The sequence below is a fragment of the Arthrobacter sulfonylureivorans genome (assembly GCF_022637435.1).
Taxonomy (GTDB): Bacteria; Actinomycetota; Actinomycetes; order Actinomycetales; family Micrococcaceae; genus Crystallibacter; species Crystallibacter sulfonylureivorans.
Genome location: NZ_CP093326.1, coordinates 724,855 through 745,044, shown reverse-complemented (window position 1 = coordinate 745,044; position 20,190 = coordinate 724,855). Strand labels below are relative to the sequence as shown.

General features: G+C 67.4%; 14 protein-coding genes and 1 pseudogene. 7 read left to right on the top strand and 8 right to left on the bottom strand.

Annotated elements, in window-relative coordinates; translation table 11 throughout:
• Nucleotides 1-48: 48 nt before the first annotated feature.
• Nucleotides 49-2,049 (top strand): acyl-CoA dehydrogenase family protein, encoded by a 2,001-nt coding sequence (locus MNQ99_RS03615; protein ID WP_127513008.1) that lies wholly within the window; start codon nucleotides 49-51, stop codon nucleotides 2,047-2,049.
• A gap of 11 nt (nucleotides 2,050-2,060) precedes the next feature.
• Here the strand turns inward: MNQ99_RS03615 and MNQ99_RS03610 are convergent, their stop codons facing one another.
• Nucleotides 2,061-2,945 carry a hypothetical protein gene (locus tag MNQ99_RS03610; RefSeq protein WP_241914488.1) on the bottom strand — a complete coding sequence of 295 codons (885 nt, stop codon included), beginning with the start codon at nucleotides 2,943-2,945 and terminating at the stop codon, nucleotides 2,061-2,063.
• Between the two features lie 107 nt (nucleotides 2,946-3,052).
• On the opposite strand from MNQ99_RS03610, the pseudogene MNQ99_RS03605 reads away from it, so the two are divergent.
• A pseudogene (locus tag MNQ99_RS03605) lies at nucleotides 3,053-4,224 on the top strand (acyl-CoA dehydrogenase family protein).
• Nucleotides 4,225-4,291: 67 nt separating this feature from the next.
• On the opposite strand, the gene MNQ99_RS03600 reads toward MNQ99_RS03605, so the two are convergent.
• Nucleotides 4,292-5,236: a DMT family transporter gene (locus MNQ99_RS03600; RefSeq protein WP_241914487.1), complete on the bottom strand. Its 945-nt coding sequence runs from the start codon at nucleotides 5,234-5,236 to the stop codon at nucleotides 4,292-4,294.
• Nucleotides 5,237-5,459: 223 nt separating this feature from the next.
• Here MNQ99_RS03600 and MNQ99_RS03595 point away from each other — a divergent pair, with 223 nt between their 5' ends.
• Nucleotides 5,460-6,227, top strand: coding sequence for a MerR family transcriptional regulator (locus tag MNQ99_RS03595; RefSeq protein WP_241914486.1), 768 nt, complete (start codon nucleotides 5,460-5,462; stop codon nucleotides 6,225-6,227).
• Between the two features lie 60 nt (nucleotides 6,228-6,287).
• Here the strand turns inward: MNQ99_RS03595 and MNQ99_RS03590 are convergent, their stop codons facing one another.
• The 4 genes from MNQ99_RS03590 to MNQ99_RS03575 form a co-directional block, all read right to left on the bottom strand.
• Nucleotides 6,288-7,958: an HNH endonuclease gene (locus MNQ99_RS03590; RefSeq protein ID WP_241914485.1), complete on the bottom strand. Its 1,671-nt coding sequence runs from the start codon at nucleotides 7,956-7,958 to the stop codon at nucleotides 6,288-6,290.
• A 293-nt stretch (nucleotides 7,959-8,251) separates the two neighbouring features.
• Nucleotides 8,252-9,019, bottom strand: a complete 768-nt coding sequence (locus MNQ99_RS03585; protein WP_241914484.1) for a gamma-glutamyl-gamma-aminobutyrate hydrolase family protein — start codon at nucleotides 9,017-9,019, stop codon at nucleotides 8,252-8,254.
• A 5-nt stretch (nucleotides 9,020-9,024) separates the two neighbouring features.
• Nucleotides 9,025-10,149 (bottom strand): glutathione S-transferase family protein, encoded by a 1,125-nt coding sequence (locus MNQ99_RS03580; protein ID WP_241914483.1) that lies wholly within the window; start codon nucleotides 10,147-10,149, stop codon nucleotides 9,025-9,027.
• 114 nt (nucleotides 10,150-10,263) lie between these two features.
• Nucleotides 10,264-11,868: a PucR family transcriptional regulator gene (locus MNQ99_RS03575; protein ID WP_241914482.1), complete on the bottom strand. Its 1,605-nt coding sequence runs from the start codon at nucleotides 11,866-11,868 to the stop codon at nucleotides 10,264-10,266.
• Between the two features lie 180 nt (nucleotides 11,869-12,048).
• Between MNQ99_RS03575 and MNQ99_RS03570 the strand changes: the two genes are divergently transcribed.
• The 4 genes from MNQ99_RS03570 to MNQ99_RS03555 all read left to right on the top strand — a co-directional run bounded on the left by MNQ99_RS03570 (nucleotide 12,049) and on the right by MNQ99_RS03555 (nucleotide 17,670).
• Nucleotides 12,049-13,542, top strand: coding sequence for a CoA-acylating methylmalonate-semialdehyde dehydrogenase (locus MNQ99_RS03570; protein ID WP_241914481.1), 1,494 nt, complete (start codon nucleotides 12,049-12,051; stop codon nucleotides 13,540-13,542).
• A gap of 78 nt (nucleotides 13,543-13,620) precedes the next feature.
• Complete coding sequence (locus MNQ99_RS03565) at nucleotides 13,621-14,991, top strand: aspartate aminotransferase family protein (RefSeq protein ID WP_241914480.1); 1,371 nt, start codon at nucleotides 13,621-13,623, stop codon at nucleotides 14,989-14,991.
• A 108-nt stretch (nucleotides 14,992-15,099) separates the two neighbouring features.
• A complete protein-coding gene (locus MNQ99_RS03560) occupies nucleotides 15,100-16,191 on the top strand; it encodes a GTP pyrophosphokinase (RefSeq protein WP_241914479.1) in 1,092 nt (363 codons plus the stop codon).
• Between the two features lie 111 nt (nucleotides 16,192-16,302).
• Entirely contained in the window at nucleotides 16,303-17,670 is a 1,368-nt protein-coding gene (locus MNQ99_RS03555; RefSeq protein WP_241914478.1) for a short-chain fatty acid transporter, read from the top strand.
• On the opposite strand, the gene MNQ99_RS03550 is transcribed toward MNQ99_RS03555, so the two are convergent.
• Both MNQ99_RS03550 and MNQ99_RS03545 read right to left on the bottom strand, forming a co-directional pair.
• Entirely contained in the window at nucleotides 17,667-18,887 is a 1,221-nt protein-coding gene (locus MNQ99_RS03550; RefSeq protein WP_241914477.1) for an MFS transporter, read from the bottom strand. The two genes, MNQ99_RS03555 and MNQ99_RS03550, sit on opposite strands and share 4 nt — an antisense overlap.
• 141 nt (nucleotides 18,888-19,028) lie before the next feature.
• Nucleotides 19,029-20,072: an ABC transporter substrate-binding protein gene (locus tag MNQ99_RS03545; protein WP_241915253.1), complete on the bottom strand. Its 1,044-nt coding sequence runs from the start codon at nucleotides 20,070-20,072 to the stop codon at nucleotides 19,029-19,031.
• Nucleotides 20,073-20,190: the final 118 nt, after the last annotated feature.

The following is a 20,190-nucleotide window of genomic DNA, read 5'->3' as shown; positions in this document are numbered from 1 at the left end:
ACAGCACAGGGCCTGAAGCCCGGCAGGCCCGCGTCGAAGGGGACTGCCATGAGCGCCGAGACCGACCAGAAAAACGCCAGCGCCAGCGAGGAGGCCGCCGCTGGACCGTTGCCAGCCGAGGCAGGGACGGCCGGACCGGCGGAGACCAGCGAACGGGACGCCCGCGAACTTGCCGAGGCGTCGCGCGAAACGGAATGGACCCGGCCGAGCTTCGCCAAGGGCCTGTACATGGGACGGTTCGACCTGGACCTGATCCACCCGCATCCGCTGCCGACCCCGGCCGAGCGTGAGGCCGGCGAGTTGTTCCTGGCGACGCTGGAGGAGTACGCCCGCACCATGGACGGCGCACGGATAGAACGCGACGCGAAGATCCCGGACGAATACATCGCCGGCATGGCCAAACTGGGCACCTTCGGCATGAAGATCCCGGTCGAATATGGCGGCCTGGGGCTGTCACTGCTCTATTACGGCCGCGCCCTGATGCTGCTGGGCTCGGTACATCCTTCGCTCGGGGCGCTGCTCTCGGCCCACCAGTCCATCGGCGTTCCCGAGCCGGTCAAGGTGTTCGGCACCGAGGAGCAAAAGCGCGAATACCTGCCCCGCTGCGCGGCCGGCGCCGTGACCGCCTTCCTGCTCACGGAACCCGACGTCGGCTCCGACCCCGCGCGGCTCGGCACCACCGCCACGCCCACCGAGGACGGCGGGGCGTACCTGCTCAACGGCAGCAAACTCTGGACCACCAACGGTGTGATCGCGGAACTGGTGGTAGTGATGGCCAAGGTCCCGGAGCATGACGGCCAGCACGGCGGCATCTCAGCGTTCGTGGTGGAGGCCGACTCCCCCGGCATCACGGTGGAAAACCGAAACGCCTTCATGGGCCTCAAAGGCATCGAAAACGGCGTCACCCGGTTCGACAACGTCCGCGTGCCCGCGGCCAACCGTCTGGGCCGCGAAGGCCAGGGCCTGAAAATCGCGTTGACCACGCTGAATACCGGCCGCCTCTCCATCCCCGCGCTCTGTGCGGCTGGCGGCAAATGGTCGCTGAAGATCGCCCGGGAATGGTCGAACGCCCGCGTGCAGTGGGGAAAGCCCGTCGGCAAGCATGAGGCGGTCAGCAAGAAGATCGCCTTCATCGCCGCCGGCTCTTTCGCCCTCAACGCAGTCTTCGAACTGTCTGCCGGACTCGCCGATGCCGGCATGAAGGATGTCCGGATTGAAGCGGCGCTGGCCAAGCTGTGGTCCAGCGAATTCGCCTACAAGATTGCCGACGAGCTGGTCCAGATCCGCGGTGGCCGAGGCTTTGAGACCGCCGATTCGCTGGCTGCCCGCGGCGAACGCGCAGTGCCGGCCGAGCAACTGCTGCGCGACATGCGGATCAACCGGATCTTCGAAGGCTCCACCGAAATCATGCATCTGCTGATTGCCCGGGAGGCTGTGGACGCGCACTTGTCCGCCGCCGGAGACTTGGCCTCGGCCGACGCCGATCTTCAGGCCAAGGCAAAAGCGGCCATGGGTGCCAGCGGTTTCTACGCCAAATGGCTCCCTCAGCTGCTCGCCGGCCAAGGCATGAATCCCACGGCCTATAAAGACTTCGGCCTGCTGGCCAAGCACCTGCGCTACATCGAGCGATCTTCACGCCGGTTGGCCCGGCAGACCTTCCTCGGCATGGGCCGATGGCAGGCGGGGCTGGAGAAGCGGCAGGCGTTCCTCGGCAGGATCGTGGATATTGGCGCCGAGCTCTTTGCCATGGCCGCCAGCTGCAGCCATGCCGAGATGCTGCGCAGCCAGGACCCGGCACAAGGCAAGGCAGCGTACCAGCTGGCGGACGCCTTTTGCCTGCAGTCCAGGGAGCGGATCCACCAGCTCTTCGGCGAACTCTGGCGCAATTCGGACGCCAGCGACGGCAAGCTGGCCTCTCGGGTGCTCGCCGGTGACTACACCTGGTTCGAAGCCGGCGTCCTGGATCCTTCGGAGGGCACCGGACCGTGGATCTCGGAGCGCCCAACCGGGGTCTCCAGCAAGGAGAATCTGCACCGCGCCTACCGCTGATTCAACCCGGCCTACAGCACCGGCCACACACGGCGCTGCCCGTCGAAGACGTCCCAGGCCCGCGGCACCAGGCCCAGCGACACGTCGCACATCTGCCGCAACTGCTCCATGCTCCCGGCCCGGAATGGCGCGGTGCCGGATTCGCTGAACGGATCCGGATAGCGGGCCCCGCCCACCGCCGCCCACTCCAGCCCGTGCGAGTGCCCGCTGCAGAACTGCCAGACGTACATCAGCGACGGCGGCAGGTCCTCGGCCCGCAGGTCCTTCAGGATGGAGGTTTGGGTTCGGTTCTTGGTGGCGTAGCCCCAGGAATTGTCGGCCTTTCTGGCAAAGATCGGCGGCAACTCCAACGACTCCGCCACTTCGTTGACCGTGCGGCGCAGCCCGTTGAAATACTCCATCGCCCGGGCATGCCGTTCCGGCCGGAAGTCCGCCAGATAGGCATCCCAGAACGACGCCGCGTTGAACACATCCCGCGCGATGAGCACCAGACTGCGCCGGGCCCGTTCGGTACCCTCGGCCGGCAGCAGCGCCCACAACACGGCGGAAGTGCATTCGATAACCGTCCGCACCAACGAGTACGGCGCGTGCGTCTGCAACCGGTATTCCGCCGGCCCGTGCCCGCCATGTTCCTCGAACAACAGCCGGCGCAGGGCCAGCACATTGTCCGTGGCCGCGGCCAAGGACTGGCGCAGCAGGCTGCTCACACTTTGGGCCGCGTTGAATTGTTCGTCCAGCTGGGCCAGCGGGGACCCCTCTTCAACCGGAGCCTCGCCCCGCTGCAGCCACGGCTGCACGTCCTGCAGCATCTGCAGGATGGCCAACGCCGCCCGGCCTTCCGGATCCGTTCCGCCAACCGAGCGCATCTGGCCGAAGGAGGCACCGCCGTCGTCCATTCGCCCATGGTAGCGCCGCAACGGCGCGTGGTTCCTGCCAGAGGTTATCGTGGGAGCACCCGGCTGCCATCAAGCCGGAATCCTTGTTCCGAGCGAAGGGGCTCCACTTGTCCGCTGAAGCCGATCTGATCAATCTCGACTCGCTGCTGAGTGATGCCGAGCTCGCGCTGCGCAACGACGTCCGGTCTTTTGTGGACAGCGCGATCAAGCCGAACATCGCCGACTGGTACGAGAAGGCGGTCTTCCCGCTGGAGATCGTGCCCGAGATGGCCAAACTCGGCCTGCTCGGCATGCACCTGGACGGCTACGGCTGCGCCGGCCGCTCCGCCGTGGAATACGGACTCGCCGGCGCGGAACTCGAAGCCGGCGACTCGGGCCTGCGCACCTTCGTCTCCGTGCAGGGCTCCCTGGCCATGAGTGCCATCCACAAACACGGCTCCGACGAACAAAACACCAGTGGCTCCCGCAGATGGCCGCCGGCGAAGCGATCGGCTGCTTCGGCCTGACCGAACCCACCGCCGGCTCCGACCCGGGAAGCATGAAAACCTTTGCACGTCGCGACGGCTCCGGTCCCGACGCCGACTGGGTGCTCAACGGCTCCAAGCGCTGGATCGGCCTCGCCTCCGTGGCCAAGGTAGCGATCATCTGGGCCCAAACCGATGACGGTGTGCGCGGCTTCGTGGTGCCCACCGAAACCCCGGGTTTCAAGGCCACCCCGATCGAACCCAAGCTCTCCATGCGCGCCTCCATCCAGTGCGACATCGAACTCACCGACGTCCGCCTGCCCGCCGACGCGCTCCTGCCCGGGGCCAATAGCCTGCGCGGGCCGTTCGAGTGCCTGAACGAAGCCCGCTACGGCATCATCTGGGGCGCCATGGGCGCCGCCCGCGACGCCTGGCAGGCCGCCGTCGACTATTCCAAGGAACGCCTGCAGTTCGACAAACCGCTGGCCGGCTACCAGCTCACCCAGGAAAAACTGGTCAACATGGCGCTGGAAATCAACAAGGGCTTCCTGCTCGCCCTGCACCTGGGCCGACTCAAGGACGCCGGGAACCTGCAGCCCCACCAGATCTCCGTGGGCAAACTCAACAACTGCCGCGAAGCCATCGAAATCGCCCGCGAATGCCGCACCATCCTCGGCGGCAACGGCATCACCCTGGACTACTCACCGCTGCGCCACGCCAACAACCTCGAATCCGTCCGCACCTACGAAGGCACCGACGAAGTCCACACCCTGATCCTCGGCCAGAAAATCACCGGCATCCCCGCCTTCCGCTGACGTGGCCGCTGGGCCTAACCGGTCCCCGGGCAGCAGGCCCAGCGTCCGGATCAGCCGATTCGGCCTGTCAGCGAGCCGACCGCGGGCCGCTGGCACGCGCCGCAATCAGCAGTGCCACGCCGGTCAGTCCGATGCCCAGCAGCGTTTCCGGCCCAACCACGCTGCCCGCAGACGGCCAGAAAATATCCACGGCCAAAGCGCCCACCAACTGTCCGCCGATCACGGTCAGCGTCATGAGCAGCACGCCGGTACTGGCCACACAGATGGTGGCAGCGGCCAGGATCATGGTGCCGAGCGGACCACCCAGATACAGCCACCACTGCCCGGTGAGGAGGTCGGCCCGCCCGATGATCGCCGCCTGCACAACCCAGACCGCCAGCAGGGCCACCGTTCCCACACCGAAGTTCAGAAGGGTGGAGATCACCGGACTGCCATGCGCCGTACCGATCTGGCCCAGGACTCCCTGCTGCACGCTCTGCAACAACCCCGACAGCAGCGGGATCAGCATGAACAACACCAGCGGACCTACTGCCTTCGACGACCCGAAATGGGCACTGGCGGCGAGGACCGCTGCCAGGAAGGCGAGCACGGCACCGGTGATCCGGGCCCCGCTGACCGCAATCTTCCGGCCAGCTCCGATGCCCAACCGGTCCATCAGCAGGCCGGAAGCCATCTGCCCGGTCACGATCGCTATGGTGAACAGGGACAATCCGATTGGCCCCACGGTTGCCGCCTGTGCGAACACGTAGAGGGCACCGACGACGCCGGCCAGCAGGTACCAGCGCGGGTACACCCGCCGTCGCAGCAGTCCTGGGACAGCACGCAATTTTGCCCGCACCTTCGGCCGCACGAGCGCAAAAAGCACTACCGCCGCGAAGCCCGTGCCGAAGCTGACCAAGGCTGCTCCCACACTGTCCTGCAGTTCGATACCCAACTGGCTGTTGATCCGGCTCTGCACGGCCAGCCCCACGCCTGCGACCAGCGCCAGCAGCAGTGCCAGCGCAACCGGCAATTGGATGCCCTCGCGTTTGATGGGAGCCCCCCCCCGCCCGGCAGATGCACCCTCCCACGGCTGCCGCGGGGAGAATCAGCGGGTCGGTCTGCGTGCACGTGCCGATGTTAGCCCTCCCGGCCGTTCCTGTCTGCGCCCGCCCGTGGCAGCCGCACGGTACGAGCCTTAATCAGGCCCCACAGTTCTTGACCTTGACGTTGCGTCAAGCTCCATAGTGGTTGCTATGGGCATGACACCGGAGGTCACAACGTATTCGATTCAGGAAGTCGCCAAAGCAGCCGGGACAACCAGCAGGACCTTGCGCCATTACCAAGACATCGGCCTGCTTGAGCCGAGCCGCACGGGCCACAACGGCTACCGCTATTACGACGACGAGGCCTTGCTTCGGCTGCAGCGGATCCTCCTGCTGCGCCAGCTTGGATTGGGTCTGCGTGAGATCCACAAGGTGCTGGAAGGCACACGGGATACGACGGCCGCCCTGCGCGGGCATCTGGAACTTCTCCTGCAGGAGCGCGATCGACTTGAAAAGCAGATCGCCTCCGTCAAGACCACTATCGACAAGACGGAAAGGGGCGAACAGCTCGTGGCAGAGGAAATGTTCGACGGATTCGACCACACCCAATACAAGGAGGAAGTCGAAGAGCGCTGGGGCAAGGACGCTTATGCCAAGGGCGACCGGTGGTGGCGCGGCATGTCCGACGCCGAGCGGACATCGTGGAGGGAACACTCACAGCAGTTGATGTCAGGTTGGGTTGCCGCAGGTCAGTCCGGGATGGCTGCCGATAGCGATGAGGCGCAGGCTCTGGCACAGCGTCAATTCGACTGGCTGGCCAGCGCGAACGGCGGACAGGAAGTGTCCTTCGGCTATTTCACCGGCCTCGGCGAAATGTACGTGGCCGACCCGCGGTTCAGCGCCAACTATGGCGGGGAGCAAGGCGCAGCCTTCGTCCGGGACGCCATGAAGGTTTATGCCGACAGACACCTGGCATAGGCTCCGCACAAGGGGCGTGGGAACCAGCCGCCCTGGTTGTCCCCACTCCGCTCCCTGCCATCAGGCCGCAGGGCGAATCAGTTCTTTCCGCGGGATACGGACAACCGCCCAGCCACTCTCTGTACCGCTACCGGGTCGGCCGCCGTCGGCAGCACCCGCTTGGCGAAGGGCAGCCCCCACCAAGAGCCGCGGCTCTCGTGCAGTTTGCTGTCCACGCGGTGCAGCCACTGCCGCTGCCATCGGTCCGCTCGGAGTGGTGCCGGGTAGGGGTGGTGCGGTGGAGGTGTAGGTGTGGCCGGTCGGGGTGGTGGTTTCCACGCTGTGCCGGGGTGCGTCGACGGGTTTGGCGGACCAGCCGTCGGCTTCCTTGGCGTGGTTGCAGCGCTCACACAGCCCCTGCCCGTTGGCCAGGGTGGTGGGTCCGCCCTCGGACCAGGCGACGATGTGGTCGATGTGCCGGATCGGCGCGTCGCACCAGGGACCGCCGCAGAACGCGTCCCGGGCCATGACCATCCGCCGGATCCCGTCCGGGAACTTCCGCGCCTTCGAGTCCATGCCCAGCAACTGCCCCGTCCCCGGCGCGGTATACAGCCGCCGGATCCAGACATCCTCCACGCCGCCGACCTTCAGGTTCCGCAGCCTGACCAGCCGGGCCTGCTCGCGGGCGGTCTTCCAGCCCGGCTCCGTCCCGGCCGGCGGCGCCTTCTGCCCGGTTCCCGCACCAGGCGGAGCCTTCTGCCCGAAGCCGCTGCCCGGTGGACCGGACGGGTTCCGAGGCGGTGGGCTTTGGCCGGCTTGATTCCCACCGGTAGCGGCAGTGGCCAGCTCCTGCGGGTCTTGGGGCAGGCGGATCAGGTCGCGGGCGTACTGCGCCGGGACGATGCCGTACCCGGTGAGCCAGGCCGGTTCCCTCTCGCCCTGCAGCAGCGCCCGGTCGGTCATCACCAGCTGCAGTTCCAGGGCGGCGGGGTCGGCGGTGGAACGGCCTGTGACGCGTTCAAACACGGTATCGGCCATCACCTGGCCGCGGGTCCGCGGGTCCCCGGCGTTGGCCAGCCGGTCCGCTTCCTGCTGCAGCGCGGCCATCACCGCGATCCCCTGCACCACCGGCAACAGGGTCCGGACCGAGACCATCACATCCGGTTCGGGCCGGGAGGAGACATACCGGTCCGCTTCGGCCTTCGCGGCCCGCTTCACCACCGCGTGCGGGTCCAACCGGTAGGCGGCGCGTTTGGCTTCGGCTTCCAACTGCCGGTTCCCGAGCCCGTGCAGGCGGTCCGGGTTCCCGGCCAGTTCCTCATCCACCACCGCCCGGTGTTCCAGGTTCAGGCAGTCGGTTTCCCTGACCAGGATCGCCGCCCGATGCTCGTTCAGTCTCCCCGCCCCGAGTGCCTGGAGCGTGTGCGGCATCTGGTTGACCAGCACCTTGGCCCGGCCCAGCAGCAAAGCGCCGTAGTTCGGTGACTCCCGGCGCGCCAACCCGACCTGCTTGGCGATCCCCTCGCCCTGCCGGGCGGCGGGCACGCCCTTGGCGGCCCGCTCGGCCCGGATCCGCTGATCCAGGGCGACCATCAGCCTGGCCTGCTCCGCGGCGATCGCGTCCTTGGCGTTCTCCCTGGCGGTGATCTGGTCCACCAACCCGGCCGCAGGCGCCTCCAGATCGACCGGCGGCAACGCGATCGCAAACCCGTTGCCCGAGGCGGGTGGTTCAGGTGCTGCCGGATCAACCATCAGTGCGTCTCAATCTTCAGCGCGCCCTTAAGAGGCGCGGCATCGACTACGAACGGTCGCGGGACAAAGCCCGCCAACGCCACCAGGAAAACCCCACCCTGATAGCCAACGTTTGGTACTGAACTGCTAATGAAAACAGCCTATAAGCCGGGTCGGACATTTTTCGGATGGAGTCGGATGGCTCCTAGAAACGGCCCGAAGTCCGATGAGAACGGTTCCCGCCGGACTACAGCTAAGAACTGGCTAGTGCCCGCACCGAGCGTTGAGGAATCGGACTATATGAGGCAATTGCCCTACCCGTCCATGCCTAGAGGAGTCTGTCGGCAGGCTTCGACGAAGGGTTTGAGCAACGCTTGAAGTTGGCCGTCGGGTGAGCCGGGTTCTTCGGGATGCCATTGCACTGCGAGCAGCCAGCCTTCATCGGGACGGGCTAGTTCCACGGCTTCGACCACGCCGTCGGCCGCCGTTGCCACCACGCGTAGCCGGTCGCCGAGCCGGCGAACCGCCTGATGGTGGCCGGACTGGACCGGAATGGAGTCCGTGCCGAGTGCGCTGGCCAGCAGGCTGTCACGTGCAATGTGCACCGGGTGGTTCGCCATGGGCGGCTGCGACTGGTGGATCTTGTGGGGGGAATCCGGGCCGAGGTCTTCAATCAGCGAGCCCGCGAAGGCAACGTTAATGAGCTGGAGTCCGCGGCAGATTCCGAGCACGGGTCGGCCGTTTTCGATGGCGCCGTTGACTAAGTCGATCTCGGCCTCGTCCGCTCCGGTATCCACACAGTGCACGGTCGGTTCGTCGGTATCGCCGCCGTAGCGGGCGGGGTCCACGTCGCCGCCCCCAAGGATGACCACGCCGTCGTAGTCCAGCGCACTGAAGACATGTCCGGAGGCCGAATTCAGGACGATGGGTTCCGCTCCGGCGGAACTCAGGCCGACAGCGGCCCGCTGGGCCAAGTCCGCCAGATGCGTTGAGAACCACGCCGGATGGGATGGCGCGTCCCGCGCGTAGCTGACGGCAATCCGCGGGCGGCCGCCGCCGTCGTCATCCAAGGGGCGGGACACGGCGATCAGGCGGGGTAGAGCGGATTGTGGCCGGGGATGACGCGTTCGGATTCCCGCACCGGGCCCGGCGCGGTGCCGTTTCCAAACGGGCTGCCGCCGAGGGCTTCGCGGCCGTGCTCGGTCAGCCAGCCGGAGAGGTCGGGGCCTTGCGGGACGATCCGGGTGGGGTTGATGTCCTCGTGCACGATGTAATAGTGCTGCTTGATCTGCACGAAGTCGGTGGTGTCGCCGAAGCCCGGGGTCTGGAACAGGTCGCGGGCGTAGCCCCACAGCGCGGGCATCTCGCTCAGCTTGTTCCGGTTGCACTTGAAGTGCCCGTGGTAGACAGCGTCGAAGCGGGCCAGCGTGGTGAAGAGGCGGACGTCGGCTTCGGTGATGCTGTCGCCCATCAGGTAGCGCTGGTTGGTGAGGCGCTCCTCGAGCCAATCCATGGCGGCCCAGAGCCGGTCGTAGGCGGCGTTGTAGGCTTCCTGCGAGCCAGCGAAACCGCAACGGTAGACGCCGTTGTTGACCTCGGTGTAGATCCGCTTGATGACCGGCTGCATCTGATCGAGCTTGTCGGCCGGCAGCAGGTCCGGGGCGCCGTCGCGGTGGAAATCCTTCCACTCAGTGGAGAAGTCCAGGGTCATCTGCGGGTAGTCATTGGTGACGACGGCGCCGCTCGCCTCGTCCACCATGGCCGGAACGGTGATGCCGCGGGGGTAGTCCGGGAAGCGTTTGAAGTAGTTCTCCTGCAGGCGCTCGGTGCCCAGCACCGGGTCCCGGCCATCCGGGTCCAGGTCGAAGGTCCAGGAACGGGCGTCGTGGGTGGGGCCGGGCAGGCCCAACGAGATGGCGTCTTCAAGCCCGAGCAGCCGGCGCACGATGATGGCGCGGTTGGCCCAGGGGCAGGCGCGGGCGGCGACCAGGCGGTAGCGGCCGGCCTCCACCGGCCAGGCTTTGGCGCCGTCGCCGAGTCCGCCGTTGGGGTTGCCGATTGTGCCGCCGGTCGGCCCGTCCGAGGCACGGACGGCGTCGGGGTCGGCCACGATCCGGTCCTCGATGTAGCTGGTGTCCCGGTCGAATTCTTCGCCGCTGTGGACGTAGGCGCCCTTGGTGCTGAACTGTGCCGTATCGCTGGTGTGGCTCATGCTTCCACCATATCTGCGGGTTGGCTTCGGTGGGATGGGCCGCGTCCCTTAGTTGGTGCGGTCCCGGATGTTGCGGGATCCAGGTGTTGTACGGTCCGGGTCCGCTGGCTTGGGTCAGCTGCGCAGCCCGCGCAGCAGCAGCGCAACGTGGAGCGAGGTCCGCGACTCGGCGTCGTCGAGCGTGACGCCCAGCTTCTCCTGCAGCCGCGCCAGTTTGGCGTACAGCGTGGGACGGCTGAGGTAGCCGTTGCGGGCCAGTTGGGCCTTGTTCCCACCGGATTCCAGGTAGTGCATGAGCAGGTCGAGGGCTTCGGCGTCCTGGCTGATGGGGGCGAGCTCGGCGTCCGCGAAGGCTGCCGCGCGCGGGTCGTCGCGCAACATAGAGAGCAATCCGCGCAGCCGGACATCGGCCGATCGGTAGAACCGCCGGCTGCCGCCGAGCCCGGCGGCGGAGCCAAGCCCGGCCGCAGATTCGGCCACATGCGCGGCTTCGTCCAGTCCTGCCGCGGCAGCCAGCAGGTCCGGCCGGCCGCGGCCTACGCCAACCGCCCAATCGACGCTGGTTTGCTCGGCCAACTGCCCGCACAGCCGTTCCAGCACAGGGTCTTCGAGTTGTCTGGCGGGCACGGCCACCAACAGCCCGAGGGCACCGGCTTGCAGGCTGGCGGCCAGGGCCGGCACCCGGGCGTTTGCCAGCACGCTGTGCAGCATGTCCAGCAGCGCCCGCTCGCGTCGCTGCACTTCGATCGGTTCTTCGCCGGGCCGCCGGCTCAACCGGAACACCACCGGCAGGTACACCGGAGCCGCGGCGAGGCCCAGGGCGGCCGCGCGCGCTAAGGCTTCGGCTTCCTCCAGCGCACCGGGGCGGCGGAGTTCGTGCAGCAATCCGGCGCGTGCCTGATGGCCGAGTTCGCGCTGGTCCCGTTCGGCCATCCGGTTGATGGTCAACGCTTGGCCGGCCCGTTCCAACACCATGGCGCCGTCGCCGTCTGCGCCCGCCGGTCCCCCGGGAGCAGGCACCACCAGGCGGCCCCAGCGCTGGCCGCGCAGCCCCACGGGCGTCTGCAGCCATCCCGCGGCCCCGGCCCGAGCCGTCTCCTCGCGGTAATGCACCAGCCGCGACCGTTCGGCCCACCCGCTGAGCAGTTCCGAGGCCGGCACCCCGGCGGACGCGAAGGCCAGCACCAGATGCGCCACGTCCTCCAGCACCACCGGCGCGCCCATCAGCTCGGCCGCCCGCGCCACGATCTCCTCCGGCGGCGCATTCTCCAAGCTGAGCATGGTGAAGGTTTCGTGCACCTGCCTGGCCCGCTCCAGCTGCGCCAACTGCCCGGACACCAGCAGGCGGTGCACTACCTCGGTGACCTCTACGAAACGGATGCGCCGGGTCAGCAGAACCACCGGTAGGGCGGCATCCTGTGCGGCCTGGCGCAGTGCCGCTGCGGTCTGCGGCCGCTGCGCGGTGATTTCGACGACGACGCCGGCGGCACCTGCCGCTGCCAGCTCACCGAGATAGCGGGCTGCGTCCGCGGCGGAATCCTCGAACGCCAGGCCGGTGGTGAGGACCAGCTCGCCGCCTTCCAGCAGCCCGGCCAGGCTTTTCAGCTCGGCCACATGCACCCAGCGGACCGGCGAGGACAAGGCTTCCGCTCCGGCGAGTACCTCCGGCGCTCCGGCGCGCACCACGTCCAGGTCCAAGACGTCACGCACAGTCAGCATTGACACAGTGTAAGGCTCCAAAGGCGAGATCCGACAGGGTGTAAGTGGTGGGTTGCGGGCGGCCGGCGGAGGATGTTCCCAAGACCGAGAGGCCGTATCCGGACGATCCGACCACCGGGATGCACCGACCGGCCCTGCCCGCACAGAACTACGCCGCACTGAACCACACCAAGGAGCACCATGCAGACCATCCAGCATTGGATCGACGGCAGCTACGCCAATCCTGATCCCGCGAGCCGGCTGGGCGAGGTGACCAACCCGGCCACCGGCAAGGTCTCCTCCCGCGTGGCGTTGGCGAGCTCCGCCGTCGTGAATCAAGCGGTGCAGGCAGCGGCGGCAGCGTTTCCGGCCTGGCGGGACACGTCGCTGGCGCGGCGCGTGCAGATCCTCTTCACTTTCCGCGAGCTGCTGAACGACCGCAAGGGCGAGCTGGCCGCGATCATCACGGCCGAGCACGGCAAGGTGCTGGACGACGCGCTCGGCGAGGTGTCGCGCGGGCTGGAGGTGGTGGAGTTCGCCTGCGGCATCCCGCATCTGCTCAAGGGCGGCTACACCGAGAACGCTTCCACCAAGGTGGACGTGCATTCGCTGCGGCAGCCGGTGGGACCGGCGGCGATCATCTCCCCGTTCAACTTCCCGGCGATGGTGCCCATGTGGTTTTTCCCGGTGGCCATTGCCGCCGGCAACACGGTGGTGCTCAAGCCGAGCGAGAAGGATCCGACGGCGGCCAACTGGCTGGCCGAGCTGTGGAAGGAGGCAGGGCTGCCGGACGGCGTGTTCAATGTGGTGCACGGCGACAAGGAATCCGTGGACGCGCTGCTGGAGCATCCGGAGATCACGTCCGTTTCCTTCGTCGGTTCGACGCCGATCGCCCGCTACGTCTATGAGCGCGGCACGGCCTCCGGCAAGCGGGTGCAGGCGCTGGGCGGGGCGAAGAACCACATGCTGGTGCTGCCGGATGCGGACCTGGATCTGGCCGCGGACGCCGCGGTCAACGCCGGCTACGGCTCCGCCGGCGAGCGCTGCATGGCGATTTCCGCGGTGGTAGCGGTGGAGTCGGTCGCCGACGAACTGGTGGCCAAGATTGCCGAGCGCACCGCGAAGCTGCGCGTGGGCGACGGCATGCGCGGCACGGACATGGGGCCGCTGGTCACGGCGGCGCACCGGGACAAGGTGGCCGGCTACATTACGGCGGGTGAGGACGCCGGCGCCGAATTGGTACTGGACGGGCGCACAGTGGAACCGGATGCCGAGGGCGATGGCTTCTTCCTGGCCCCCACATTGTTCGACCGGGTGACGCCGGAGATGTCCATCTACACCGACGAGATTTTCGGGCCGGTCCTGTCCGTGGTGCGGGTGCCCGGTTACGACGAGGGGCTGGCGCTGATCAACGAGAACCCGTACGGCAATGGCACCGCGATTTTCACCAACGACGGCGGGGCTGCCCGCCGCTTCGAGAACGAGGTGCAGGTGGGTATGGTGGGCATCAACGTCCCGATCCCGGTGCCGATGGCGTACTACTCGTTCGGCGGCTGGAAGAACTCGCTGTTCGGCGACAGCCACGCACACGGTTCCGAGGGCGTGCACTTCTTCACCCGCGGCAAGGTGGTGACCACCCGCTGGCTGGACCCGAGCCACGGCGGCATCAACTTGGGCTTCCCGCAGAATGCTTGATCCGGTTGGGCCGGCACGCGCCTGCCGCAGCTGCCCCGCCGAGCCGACCATCCGCCGTCGTAGTTTGAGGAGAGACAGATGACCACCACCACCGGCACAGCATTGAGCGCCGAGGAACTGGAAGCCGGCCGCCGCGCGTACCAGTTGGACCGCCGGCATGTGTTCCATTCCTGGTCCGCGCAGGAACTGATCACGCCCATGGTTATTACCCGGGCGGAAGGCTCCTGGGTCTGGGACGGCGAGGGCAACAAGCTGCTGGACTTCTCCTCGCAGCTGGTCAATACGAACATCGGCCACCAACATCCCAAGGTCGTGGCTGCGATCCAGGAGCAGGCGGGGCTGCTGTGCACCGTGGCGCCGCAGCATGTGAACGCCGCCCGCTCGGAGGCCGCCCGGCTGATCGCCGAGCTGACCCCCGGCGACCTGAACCGGATCTTCTTCACGAACGGCGGCGCGGAGGCCGTGGAGCATGCGGTGCGGATGGCCCGGCTGCACACCGGCCGCTACAAGGTGCTCTCCGCCTACCGTTCCTACCACGGTGGCACCGCGCTGGCCGTGAACATCACCGGCGACCCGCGGCGGGTGGCCAACGACTACGGCAATGCGGGTACGGTCCACTTCCATGCGCCGTTCCTGTACCGCAGCCAGTTCCACGCCGAGAACGAAGCGCAGGAATGCCAGCGTGCGCTGGAGCATCTGGAGACCACCATCCAGCTGGAGGGCGCCGACCGCTTTGCCGCGATCGTGCTGGAGTCCATCCCCGGCACCGCGGGCATCATGGTGCCGCCGCCGGGCTACCTGCAGGGTGTTCGCGAACTGGCGACCAAGTACGGGATCGTGTTCATCGCCGACGAAGTGATGGCCGGCTTCGGCCGCTCCGGCAAGTGGTTCGCTATCGACCACGCGGAGGTGGTGCCCGACCTGCTGACCTTCGCCAAGGGCGTGAACTCCGGCTACGTGCCGCTGGGCGGTGTGGCGATCTCCGAGGAGATCTTCGCGACCTTCGCCAAGCGGGTCTATCCGGGCGGCCTGACCTACTCCGGACATCCGCTGGCCTGTGCCGCGGCGGTGGCGACGATCAACGCGATGCGTGAGGAGCAGATGGTGGAGCATGCCGCTTCGCTGGGTACCGATGTGTTCGGTCCCGGGCTCGCGGAGTTGGCGGCGAAACATGAATCGGTCGGCGAGGTGCGCGGCGTCGGGGCCTTCTGGGCAGTGGAACTGGTGAAAAACCGGGCCACGCGCGAGCCGCTGGCACCGTACGGCTCCTCAAGCCCGGAAATGAACGAGCTGATCGCGGCCTGCAAGTCCCGCGGGCTGCTGCCGTTCGCCAACTTCAACCGGATCCACGTGGTGCCGCCGCTGAACATCAGCGTCCAGGACGCCCGGACCGGCCTGGCCATCCTGGACGAGGCGCTGACGCTGGCTGACGCGCACGCCGAGGACTGAGGGCTTCGCGGGCCGGGCCGGGCGAAGCTTCCGGTACCGGCCCTCCCGGCATGCCTTGGTAGGTTGTTCTTCAGCCACACATACCTACCGCAGGAGAGCCAGACGCGCATGGGCATTCATTGGGACCGGTTGGACAAGCGGTTACGTGCGCAGGTGGAGGCCAACACCGCGCAGTACGAGCGGGTGCGCCCGTCGCTGGCAACCGTCACATCCCAATTGCAGTCGGGCATCCGGGACATTTTCCGCTCGGCCGAACTGACGCCGCTGTTCGTCACCGCCCGGACCAAGAGCGTTGAATCGTTCCGGGACAAGGCGTCGCGGATGCTGCAGCCTGCCGAACCGGGTGGTGCCCCGGCGCTGGAGTTCCCCGATCCTTTGCGGGAGATCCACGATCTGGTCGGCGTCCGGGTGATCGTGAGCCTGCCGCACGAAATCCGCGAGGCCGCAGCGTTGATCAAGCGACAGCGCAGCGACTTCGACTGCCGTGCCGACCGCGAGAAGGACATCGGCTCGATCGAGTCCGGCACCTACGGCTACGCCAGCCGCCACTTGATCATGCGCACGCTGCAGAACAACACGGTGAAGGCTTACCAGCAGGCCTTGGGCGAACCGGCCCGCGCCACCGGCAGCTACCTCTTCGAGGTCCAGATCCGGACGATCCTTTCGCACGCCTGGTCGGAGCTGGAGCACGATATCCGCTTCAAGTCCTCGGATCCGCGGGCCTGGAGCCCCTACTTCGACCGCCAGTTCACCGCCACGGCAGCCATGTTGGAGGCGGTCGAGTCGGCCTTTGCCGAACTGCACGAGCGGTACGAGACCGTTACCGGGTACTGGGACGAAGAGGGCGAAGGCGCGGCGCCGCTGACTCCCCGCCGCGTCCGTGAGGTCTGGCAGACCCTGCTGCCGCATGTGGACCGCAAGTCCGACGACGACTGGGGCTGGGCGGCGGAACTGCTGGCCGCGCACGGCCTGAAGACCACCACCGAGCTGGCCGCATTGTTGAATCCGGAAACCATCACGGATGTCCGCGCCGCCCTGGAGCACAGGTACTCCCCCGGCCCGGACCGGCTGCTGGACGACCTGCTGCTCTGGCGCTTCGGCCGGAGCCACATCGAGCTCACCGCCGGTGATGACGAACACCGGCGCGAGTCGCTGCAGCGCCGGTTCCGGCAGCTGGAGACGTACCGCTTGGGCATGTAAGGGCCCCTGCAGCACTCGGAGACCTAGGTTTCGTGACGGCGGTTACTTACGCTGTGGTGAAACGTTGGACGATCCGCTGCGACGTAGGCACGGATCCGAGCAGGAGGTGCCATGTCCCGCACAAGCCAGACGCGATCCAATCCGGTCTCCGCCGCCATGCGGCCGGTCAATTCCCTCGTTGAACGCTTCATCCCTAGTGCACTGGTCTTCGCCATTGTCCTAACGGTCGTCGTGGCCTTGATGGCCCTGGCCCTCACCGGCTCAAGTCCGGTGGAGGTGGTCCAGGGCTGGGGTGACGGGTTGTCCGGCCTGCTGTCCTTCATGACCCAGATGGCGCTGATCCTGCTGCTGGGCCACACGCTGGCGAACACCCGGCCGGTCCGCCGCCTGCTTTCCTTCCTGGGCGGAGTTCCGCGCGGGCCGATCCAGGCCTACGTCTTCGTCTTCGTGGTGGCGGCCGTGGCGTCGCTGATCACGTGGGGTCTGGGCTTGGTGGTCGGCGCCCTGCTGGCCAAGGAAGTCGCCGCACAGCTGAAGGCGAAGGGCATCCGGCTGCATTTCCCCATGCTGGTGGCCGCCGCCTTCTCCGGCTTCGTGGTCTGGCACATGGGCTACTCGGGTTCCGGTCCGCTGACCGCCGCGACGGAAGGGTCCTTCCTGGCGGAGCAGATCGGCCGTACCATTCCGGTCAGCGAAACTACGTTTTCGCTCTGGAACATTCTGGCCGCGATTGCCACGGTGATTGTGGTGGGTGCGGCGCTGTCCCTGGTGGCTCCGCGCGGCGATGACAAGATCGTGGAACTGGAGATCGATGCCCGCGATGGGGAAGCTGATTACGACGACGACGTGGTCACCCCGGCCGATCGGCTCGATGCCAGTCGCATCCTGACCCTGCTTGTCGGCCTGGCACTGGTCGCCTATCTGGCCGTTCACTTCGGCACCGGCGGCACACTGACGCTGGACATCGTCAACTGGTCCTTCCTGGCGCTGATCTTCCTGCTGGTCCGCAACCCGTTCGAACTGATCGCGCTGATCAAGAATGCGGCGTCCAATGTGGGCGATATCCTGCTGCAGTTCCCGCTCTACGCCGGGATCATGGGGATCATGACCGCCACCGGCCTGATCACGGTGCTCTCAGACTTCTTCGTGGACATCTCCACCCCGCAGACCTTCGGCGTGCTGGCGCTGCTCTCCGCCGGGCTGGTGAACTTCTTCGTCCCCTCCGGCGGCGGCCAGTTCGCGGTCCAGGGTCCCATCATGCTCGACGCCGCGGCGCGGCTGGACGTCGACCCCGCCGTCGCCATCATGGCCGTGTCCTACGGCGATCAGTGGACCAACATGATCCAGCCGTTCTGGGCGCTACCGCTGCTGGCCATCGCCGGGCTGAAGATGCGCGACATCCTCGGCTACACCATGGTCACGTTGATCGCCTCCGGTCTGGTGTTCGCGGCAACCATGCTGATAGTCGGCGCGGGCTAGCCGGCGAAGGCGAAGCGGTCCCGTCCAACCAGCAAGCCGGTGGCTGCCTGCAGGACGGCGATGATGCAGAGCAAGGTCAGGGAAGCCGCCCAGGCGCCGGACGCGGCGAAGAGCCCGCCGAAGATCGGCGGACCAGCGGCGGCCAGCAGATAACCGATCGACTGGGCCATGCCGGAGAGCGCGCTCGCCTCGCGGTGCGTGCGGGTGCGCAGGCCGAAGAGCGAGAGCGCGGTGACCAGCGAACTGCCGCAGCCGAAGCCTGCCACCAGCACCCAGAACAGCATGATCTGGGGCATCAGCAGTATGCCCAGCACCCCGGCGAGTACAAGCAGCGGCGGCAGTGAAGCCGCCAGGCGCTGTGTCGGTCCGCGGAGGGCCACCGGCGTCATCAGGCTGGACACCACGCCGATCAGCTGGAACATCATCAGGTCCCAGCCGGACGCCAGCGCGCTGCGGCTGTGGAAGCGTTCCAGCGTGGGCAGCCAGGTGATGAGGATGTAGAAGATCATGGACTGCAAGCCCATGTACAGCGTCACCTGCCAGGCGATCCCGGACTTCCAGACCGAGCCCCTGACCAGGGCCGGCGCGGCAGCCGCTTCCCGGGCCTGATCGGGGTGCCGGCTGCCGCGGCGCAGGCGGGGCAGCCAGAGCAGCACAGCCGGCACCGTCAGCACCACGAAGGCGGTCAGGGCGAAGCGCCAGCCGGCCGGTTCGCCGCCGATCGGAACAAGCGAGAGCGGCACGGCGAGTCCGGCGCCCAGCGAGGCGCAGCCGCCGAGCACGGCGGAATAGCCTCCGGTGAGCGAGGCCATCCGTTCGGGGAAGTCGCGTTTGAGCAGCGCCGGCAGCATCACGTTGCACACGGCGATGGCCGCGCCGATCAGCATGGTGCCGATCCACAGATTCGCGAGGGAGCCCGGAATGGGTCGCAGCAGCGTACCGGCGACCAGCAGCAGCAGGGCGCCGAAGACCGTGCGTTCCACGCCGAACTTCTCGCTCAGGCCGTGCGCCAGTGGAGAGACGGCGCCGAAGGCCAGCAGCGGCACCGCGGCCAGCACGCCCAACGCGGCAACGCCCAGTCCGGTCTCCGCGCCGATCTGGTCCAGCAGCGGGCCCACGCTGGTCAGCACCGGGCGCAGGTTGGCGGCCACCACCAGGATGCCGGCAATCAGCAATCCGGCCGACAGCGCCCGGCTGGTCCCGCGGGTTTCCCGCACGCCCACTCCCTTCCACAATAGGTAGTCTCAGGCAACTGTATGCGACAGGACACAGAAAGGGGCACCCTGTCCGCGCAGGAACTGGAGGTTCCGCGCGGAGGGTGCCCCTCCGCCGTCGTACTGGGGTGGAGGCCGGAGCTGCTACTTGGCAGCGTCCGCCGCGTCAGCCGCCTTGCCGAGCATCGGCAGGAAGGTGTCCAGCGCCCAGGGCAGGCTCAATGGCGAGGCCGCGGAGATGGACAGCGTCAGGGTGTTGTCCGAGTCCGCCACCAGCGCATCGTCCTTGATGGCGGGGATCTGGCCGAGCAGCGGGTCGGTGGTGATCTGCTGGGCGGTCTTGTCATCCGGGACCCAGGTCACGAACACGTCGGATGCCAGCTCGTTGGCCTTCTCCGCGGACCAGGGGATGAAGAATTCGGCGGAGTCCTTGGTGGCCTCGGTGACCACGTCCGCCTGCACCATGCCGATGCTGGTCAGGAACTTCGGCCGGTTGTCATTGGCGGTGTAGACATTGACGCCGTCGCCCTTGGCTGGCTCGAGGTTGCCGTAAATGAAGCTCTTGCCGGCCAGCTGTGGGTACTCGGAAGCCTTGGCCACAATGGTTTGCTCGGTCTGCGCCACCAGGTCCTCGGCCTGCTGGCTCAGTCCCAGCGCCTGGCCGATCATCCGCGTGGAGTCCTGCCAGTCGGTTCCGTAGGGGGTCTCCGGGTAGGCGATCACGGGGGCGATCTTGCTCAGCGTGTCATAGTCCTCCTGGGTCAGGCCGGAGTAGGCCGCCAGGATGACGTCCGGGGCCAGCTCGGCAACCTCGTCGAAAGCTATTCCGTCCACCTCGGAGTACTGCGTGGGCGCGTTCTCGGAGCCGATCGCGGCGCCGAGTTCCTCCAGCTTGGCGTCCCGCCAGGGAGTGGAACCGTTCTCGTTACCGCCCCAGTCCTCCTTCGGCATGCCGACCGGAACCACGCCCAGGGCCAGGGCCACATCGGAATTCACCCAGGACACGGTGGCCACGCGCTCGGGCTGCTCTTCGATCACCGTCTCACCGAACGCGTGTTCAACGGTGACCGGGAACTGGTCCGTCGCTGCGGCTGACTGGCCGCCTTCGGAACCTCCGCCGGCGGGGCCGGTGGAGCAGGCGGTCAGGGACATCAGGACGACGGCGGCGGCAGCTACCAGACCGCGCATGCGTGAAACGGCCAACGTGGGGCCTCCTCGAATCAAAGGGAAACGAACAAAAGTAAGGGTAGCCTATGCTTAGTTGGAATAAGCAACTACTTTGTTGCGTATTTCGACGACGGTGCGC

Coding starts and splice junctions, on each gene's coding strand:
- MNQ99_RS03570 (WP_241914481.1), top strand. CDS start 12,049: ATGCAGACCATCCAGCATTGGATCGACGGCAGCTACGCCAATCCTGAT.
- MNQ99_RS03565 (WP_241914480.1), top strand. CDS start 13,621: ATGACCACCACCACCGGCACAGCATTGAGCGCCGAGGAACTGGAAGCC.
- MNQ99_RS03560 (WP_241914479.1), top strand. CDS start 15,100: ATGGGCATTCATTGGGACCGGTTGGACAAGCGGTTACGTGCGCAGGTG.
- MNQ99_RS03610 (WP_241914488.1), bottom strand. CDS start 2,945: ATGGACGACGGCGGTGCCTCCTTCGGCCAGATGCGCTCGGTTGGCGGA.
- MNQ99_RS03580 (WP_241914483.1), bottom strand. CDS start 10,149: ATGAGCCACACCAGCGATACGGCACAGTTCAGCACCAAGGGCGCCTAC.
- MNQ99_RS03615 (WP_127513008.1), top strand. CDS start 49: ATGAGCGCCGAGACCGACCAGAAAAACGCCAGCGCCAGCGAGGAGGCC.
- MNQ99_RS03555 (WP_241914478.1), top strand. CDS start 16,303: ATGTCCCGCACAAGCCAGACGCGATCCAATCCGGTCTCCGCCGCCATG.
- MNQ99_RS03575 (WP_241914482.1), bottom strand. CDS start 11,868: ATGCTGACTGTGCGTGACGTCTTGGACCTGGACGTGGTGCGCGCCGGA.
- MNQ99_RS03595 (WP_241914486.1), top strand. CDS start 5,460: ATGGGCATGACACCGGAGGTCACAACGTATTCGATTCAGGAAGTCGCC.
- MNQ99_RS03545 (WP_241915253.1), bottom strand. CDS start 20,072: ATGCGCGGTCTGGTAGCTGCCGCCGCCGTCGTCCTGATGTCCCTGACC.
- MNQ99_RS03590 (WP_241914485.1), bottom strand. CDS start 7,958: ATGGTTGATCCGGCAGCACCTGAACCACCCGCCTCGGGCAACGGGTTT.